The organism is Candidatus Kuenenbacteria bacterium, from assembly GCA_012797775.1.
Taxonomy (GTDB): Bacteria; Patescibacteriota; Patescibacteriia; order UBA2196; family GWA2-42-15; genus JAAZMX01.
Genome location: JAAZOM010000020.1, coordinates 21,160 through 27,617, shown reverse-complemented (window position 1 = coordinate 27,617; position 6,458 = coordinate 21,160). Strand labels below are relative to the sequence as shown.

4 protein-coding genes and 2 tRNA genes are annotated in these 6,458 nt (G+C 42.4%); all 6 read left to right on the top strand.

Going from position 1 to position 6,458, the window contains the following annotated elements:
* Positions 1-145: 145 nt before the first annotated feature.
* The 6 genes from GYA54_02445 (at position 146) to GYA54_02420 (ending at position 6,347) form a co-directional block, all read left to right on the top strand.
* Positions 146-220 (top strand) — tRNA-Arg (locus GYA54_02445).
* Positions 221-334: 114 nt separating this feature from the next.
* A complete protein-coding gene (locus tag GYA54_02440) occupies positions 335-1,672 on the top strand; it encodes a hypothetical protein (protein NMC51564.1) in 1,338 nt (445 codons plus the stop codon).
* 133 nt (positions 1,673-1,805) lie between these two features.
* A complete protein-coding gene (recG, locus tag GYA54_02435; GenBank protein NMC51563.1) occupies positions 1,806-3,884 on the top strand; it encodes an ATP-dependent DNA helicase RecG in 2,079 nt (692 codons plus the stop codon).
* 113 nt (positions 3,885-3,997) lie between these two features.
* The gene (gene secG, locus GYA54_02430) at positions 3,998-4,213 is read left to right on the top strand and encodes a preprotein translocase subunit SecG (GenBank protein ID NMC51562.1); all 216 of its coding nucleotides are present in this window, start codon (positions 3,998-4,000) and stop codon (positions 4,211-4,213) included.
* A gap of 7 nt (positions 4,214-4,220) precedes the next feature.
* Complete coding sequence (locus tag GYA54_02425) at positions 4,221-6,134, top strand: peptide ABC transporter substrate-binding protein (protein ID NMC51561.1); 1,914 nt, start codon at positions 4,221-4,223, stop codon at positions 6,132-6,134.
* A gap of 129 nt (positions 6,135-6,263) precedes the next feature.
* Positions 6,264-6,347 (top strand) — tRNA-Leu (locus tag GYA54_02420).
* The last annotated feature ends 111 nt before the right edge of the window (positions 6,348-6,458 follow it).

Sequence of the window (6,458 nt, the reverse complement as noted above, 5' to 3'; positions counted from 1 at the left end):
CTAGAAGAAAAAATCCGGCGCGCGCAAAAGAAAAGCAGGGAAAACTTTTTTGCTGGCTGGCGAGCGTTAGCGAGCGGTAGCGGGGCGAATCAGTTGCCGTTTCGTTCAAAAAAGGTTCGCGCAAAGTGTAAAATATCACCGAATTGCCCTCGTCGTTCAATGGATAGGACGCAAGATTGCGGATCTTGTAATTGAGGTTCGACTCCTCACGGGGGCACCAGTAAGAATTTTTAATTTCTAGTTCTTGGTTTCTAACTACTTTTTCAATTTCAAAACCAGCCCCTTTGTGGGGGCTGGTTTTTGTGTGATATGTTTTTGATGGTATAATTAAATTATGAGGAATAATAAAATAATCTTATTTATTCTATTTTTGGTTATTTTGGCCAGCTTTTTAATCTTGCCAGTTTTGGCCCAAGAGACAAACGAACTGCAAACAGCGCAAACAGAAAAAGGCCAACTCGAGGCAGAGCTGGCCAATATTGAAAAACAAATCACCGAATACCAAAATCAGCTAAAAACAATAACGGGCGAAAAGAATACTCTACAGAATAAAATAAAGCAGCTGCAAAATCAGCAAGCGGGTATCAACTTGCAGATCAAATCGACAAATCTAAAAATAACCCAGCTGGAAAAAGATCTGGAAACAACAAGGGGCCAGATAGAAGAAAAGACGGATAAAGTCGGCCGCCTAGAGGAGAAGATGGCGGTTTTACTCCGAGCAATAAACAGGAGCGATAACAAATCTTTTATTTTTATTATAGCGGCCAATGAAAATTTGTCTGAGGCCTTCAATGAGATGGAACAATATACCCAACTATCAGAGGCGCTGAATGAACTCCTGGTGGAAACAAAAAAAATTAAACAGGAACTGGCGAGTGAGGCAGAGACCCTAGCGGTCCAGCAAGAAGAAGCCAAAGATTTACTTTCGATAAAAATACTGCAAAAACAGCAATTGACCGGTCTCGTGGGTGAGCAAAATACCCTACTCCAAGAAACAAAGGGTAAAGAAAGCGCTTATCAATCAATAATTGGCGATGCCAAAAAGAAAGCGGCAGAAATCAGGAGCCGGCTGTATCAGTTGCTCGGGGTCAGCAAGGCTATCACTTTCGGTGAAGCAGTAGAAATCGCCAATTGGGCGGCAAAACAAACGGGGGTCAGGGCGTCTTTTATTTTGGCGGTTTTGACGCAGGAATCAAGCCTGGGCAAAAATATTGGCACGTGCAATAGACCGGGCGATCCGCCAGAAAAAAGCTGGCGGGTGATCATGAAACCGACGCGCGACCATGAGCCATTTTTGACTATTACTAAAGAATTGGGAATGGACCCCGATATCACGCCGGTTTCCTGCCCGATGCGTGATAAAAATGGTAACCAGATAGGTTGGGGTGGAGCCATGGGGCCAGCACAATTTATCCCCTCCACCTGGATGGGCTATAAATCAAAAATAGAAAACATCACTGGCAAAACTGCCAATCCATGGGATATTAGGGATGCCTTTATTGCTTCGGCTATAAAATTGGCGGCTGACGGGGCGACATCAAAAAGTGGCGAATGGACTGCGGCCATGAAATATTTTTCTGGTTCAACCAACATCAAGTATCGCTTTTATGGGGACAATGTGGTGGCCACGGCAGATAAATATCAGGCTGATATAGATGCACTCAATAAATAAGATCGCCCGCCAAATTGGCCGCAGAGGAGAATTTTAATTACTCATAGCGGCGTGTGTCCAAAGGGTGAAAATTTGGTATCCCCTTTGGGAGATAAATTTATATAATTTTTGATTTCTGTTTTTTAGATTCAACATGCTGATCAATCTCAAAAGCAAAATAGAAAATATCACTTCAGTGGGCAAAAGAATCGCACCAGGTCTAAAAAAGCTTGGCGTTTTGAGCGTCGAGGATCTTCTGAATTATTGGCCCTTCCGCTATGAGGACTGGAGCCGGGTGAAGACTATCGCGGAAGTAGAGGCCGGGGCGAGCGCCACAGTCCGCGGGCAGATCGAGATAATCCAGAATAAACGTTCGCAGTGGAAAAAACGATTGGTGACCGAAGCAATAATTTCTGACAGCACAGAGAGTATCAAGGCGGTCTGGTTCCACCAGCCATATCTCATCAAAAATCTGCGCCCGGGCGATGAAATCTTTTTGTCCGGTAAAGCCGAAGATAAAAACGGCGAACTACAGTTTATTCACCCCAATTACGAAAAAGTAACGCGTTATAAAAAAGAAATGACCCACACGGCTAGAATCGTGCCGATTTATTCTTTGACAAAAAGTGTAACGGAGAAACAACTGCGCTATGTGATGAGCCAGATCATCGCTCTATCCAAATATATAAAAGATTGGCTGCCGAGCGAATTAATCCAAAAAAATAAACTGATGGCCCTGAGTGCAGCTGTCAAACAAATACATTTTCCGGACAACCAACAGGTTTTGAATCAAGCATTGGAGAGAATAAAATTTGACGAGCTTTTTATTATTCAAATGCGTGCGGCGCTGGCCAAAAAAACCCTGCAACAAGCTCTAGCAAAAAAAATAGAATTTAAAGAAAAAGAAACCCAAAAATTTGTGAAATCACTCCCCTATTCTCTGACCAAGGCACAAAAAATAACTGGCTGGGAGATTCTCAAAGATCTGGGGAAAAATAAACCCATGAACAGGCTTTTGGAGGGTGATGTGGGCTCGGGCAAAACGATCGTGGCATGTCTCTCAATTTTGAATACGGCCTTGAATGGCTACCAAACTGGCTATATGGCCCCGACGGAAATCCTGGCTCGACAACATTATGAAAATCTGACCAAATTGTTCCACGGCTGGCCAATCAAAATAGCACTTCTGACCAGTGCAGACAAACGAACCAACATTAGAATCGACAAGGATAAAGAAATTTATAAATTAATCACTGCCGGAAAACTGGATCTGGTTATTGGCACCCATGCCTTGATTCAAAACAAGGTCAATTTTAATAAATTGGCGCTCGTCATTATTGATGAACAACACCGTTTTGGGGTGGAGCAAAGAAAAATGCTCAAACAGAAAAATAATGACGGCACTATCCCCCACCTCTTATCAATGACTGCCACACCAATCCCGAGAACATTGGCTCTGACGGCCTATGGAGATCTGGATCTGTCGGTGATCAATGAAATGCCCGCCGGCAGAAAGGAAATCAAAACAGAAATCGTGCCACCGGAAAAACGACCGGATAAATATAAGTTTGTCTTGGAGCAGATAAAACAAGGCCGGCAGGCATTTGTGATTTGTCCCCTGATTGATCCGTCGGACAAACTGGGAGTCAAGGCGGTCAAAGAGGAATATGAAAAATTGGACAATAAAATATTTCCGGATTTGCCTATTGGCCTAATGCATGGAAAACTAAAGGCCGAAGAAAAGGAAAAAGCCATGCGCGATTTTTTGGAACAAAAAACAAAAATATTGGTGTCCACACCGGTGATTGAGGTGGGGATTGATGTACCCAATTCAACGATGATTCTAATTGAGTCAGCTGAAAGATTTGGCCTGGCCCAACTGCATCAATTTCGCGGCCGGGTCGGACGAGGGACCGAACAATCTTATTGCTTTTTATTTACTGAATCAAATAATGTGGAGGCGATCAGAAGGTTGCAAACCTTGGCGCAGTGTAAAAATGGCTTTGAATTGGCCGAGCGCGATCTGGAGTTTCGTGGTCCGGGAGAGGTTTATGGTATCAGGCAGTCTGGCTATAATGATCTATTGAAGGTGGCCAAGCTGACCGATTATATTATCATCAAGAAAAGTAAAACCGCAGTGGAAGAAATATTGGGCCAAGATGGAAACTTAGACCAATATCAGCCGATAAAAGAACGATTGAAAAAATTTGAAACGGAAGTGCATTGGGAATAATCCTTTTGACAAAAAACAGCAAATCTGATACTATAAAAAAGACTAAAGCGGACGGACGCTTTTAATTAAATTATTAAGCTAATCTAAGAGGATTACCTCTTTTTGTTTAATTTATGCAGATTTTGGATATCGTACAGATCGTGGTGGCTACTTTACTTATTATCACTATTCTTCTTCAAAATCGAGGCTCTGGCCTCGGCGCTGCCTTTGGCGGCGAAGGCAACATTTATATGGCCAAAAGAGGGGCAGAAAAATTTGTTTTCTGGGCCACTATTGTGCTGGCCTTCATATTTTTGGGCTTGGGCGTAGCACGCATACTCCTCCAATAAAAAATTTATGACCGAAAACTCACAGCCCCCAGTGGAGTCAAATAAGCGGGGCAATATATTTTTGAAAATACTCAAAAAGGTTAATTTTTTTGGGCGCGTTAAAAATATTACTGAAAATAATTTTGAGGAAAAGAAAAACATTGATGAACTTCTAGTGGAGAGTCTGAATACCAAAAGACTGCCGAGTCTAAGGCAGATGAAATATCTGCCCAGATTTCTTTCTAAAAAAGAAAAAATTATTATGCGTTTTTCAGTGTCGGCAATAATAATTTGTCTTATACTGATCGGCTATATTTTTCTCAAAAACAATCTGGTAGACAAGCCAGCCTATGGAGGCACCTATACAGAAAATTTAGTAGGATATCCTCAAAATATAAACCCGCTTTATGCCCAGCTGAACGAGGTGGACAGAGATCTAAGTAAGCTGGTTTTTGCCGGACTATTAAAAGAAGATGCTAGCGGACAATTGATAGTAGATTTGGCCAAAGAATGGTTTGTTGATGAGGCGAAAACCAAATATACTTTCAAGTTAAAAGAGGGAGTGGAATGGCCTGATGGGGAAAAATTCACCAGCGGTGATGTGCTTTTTACTATAGAGGCCATACAAAATCCGGATTACAAGAGCCCGCTTAGGGCGAGTTGGACGGGGGTGCAAGCAAGTATTATAGATGAATATACTGTCCAATTTTCTCTGCCGGCGGCCTACGATTCTTTCTTGACCAATCTGACGGTGGGTATTTTGCCGGTGCATCTCTGGCAAGATATTTTCCCGGAAAATGCGGAGTTGGCAGAATTAAACGTCAAGCCCGTTGGTCTCGGTCCTTATAAATTTGATTCTTTTGTAAAAGACAAACAGGGTTTTATAAAATCTTATACTTTGGTAAGAAATGAAAAATATCATCAAAGAAAACCCTACCTTGAAGAAATCACTTTCAAGTTCCAGCCGACATTTGAGGCGGCAGTAGAGTCTCTGAAAAATAAAAACTCAGACGGCTTGAGCTACCTGCCCCAAAACCTCAAAGATCAACTGGAGACAAGGAAAGATTTGAATTATTACTTCCTTTCCCTACCCCAATATACCGCTATATTTTTTAACCAATCAAAAAATAACGCTCTGGCTGATAAAAAAGTCCGCCAAGCGCTAAATTTGAGCATTAGCAAAGAAAAAATTCTGACCGAGGTGCTAAACGGCCAAGGACAAATAATCGATGGCCCGATATTGCCAGGCATGCCTGGCTATGAGGAACGGGGTGGCGAAACATTTAATGTCGAGGAAGCGAAAAAACTTTTGGCTGAGGCCGGCTGGAAGAAAAAAGAAATAGCTAATAGTGCTGGCGCTACGGCGACAACCACAGAAATAGAAACCGACGGCAACGGTCTTTCTAAGTTTCTATACAAAGATGGACAAGAGCTCGCGATACAGCTGACCACAACCAACCAACCACAGTCAGCGGCAATCGGGGAGTTGATCCAAAAATATTGGCAGAGTGTGGGCGTGAGAGTAACCCTAGCCAATGTTGATATATCAAAAATACAAAAAGATATAATAACAGAAAGAAATTTTGAAGCTTTGATGTTCGGAGAAATCCTTGGCAGCGATCTGGATCTTTATCCTTTCTGGCACTCTTCTGCGGCTGCAAGCCAGGGATTAAATATTGGGGGCTTTAGAAATGAAAGCGCTGATAAATTGCTCGAGGCTATAAGGAAAGAAACAAACCAGGACCAAAAAGCTAGCAAGCTGAAAGATTTGCAAAAAATAATCAAGGATGAGTTACCGGCTATATTTTTATACAATCCAAATTATACCTATGTGGTGGCTAATAAAATAAAAGGCATCACCATAGAAAAGATATTCTCCCCTTCTGACAGATTGAATAATATCAATGACTGGTATATAAAATCCAAAAAGGGGTTTAAATAAACGAGGTAAATTTCATTGTTCAATTGTTAATGCATTAAGGCGCCTCTCACTTATATTTATTATTTGGGCCGGAGTGGTGCCCGCCTCGCGTCGTCGCGAGACGAGGCGGGGAATTGACCCGCACCAAATGCCCTTGTGGCGGAATTGGTAGACGCGCTAGCTTCAGGAGCTAGTGAGAGCAATCTCGTGGAGGTTCAAATCCTCTCGAGGGCATTTGAAGCGGGGTAAACGCAGCGTTCAGAGCACTGTAGGAGCAATCCTGTGGAGGTTCAAGTCCTCTCTCCGGCACCAATAGAATAAATTCTCTTCCTTTAACTAATTTTA

Bases quoted from the DNA above. Each gene is read 5' to 3' on its own strand.
- GYA54_02440 (NMC51564.1), top strand. From the start codon at position 335: ATGAGGAATAATAAAATAATCTTATTTATTCTATTTTTGGTTATTTTG.
- recG (NMC51563.1), top strand. From the start codon at position 1,806: ATGCTGATCAATCTCAAAAGCAAAATAGAAAATATCACTTCAGTGGGC.
- secG (NMC51562.1), top strand. From the start codon at position 3,998: ATGCAGATTTTGGATATCGTACAGATCGTGGTGGCTACTTTACTTATT.
- GYA54_02425 (NMC51561.1), top strand. From the start codon at position 4,221: ATGACCGAAAACTCACAGCCCCCAGTGGAGTCAAATAAGCGGGGCAAT.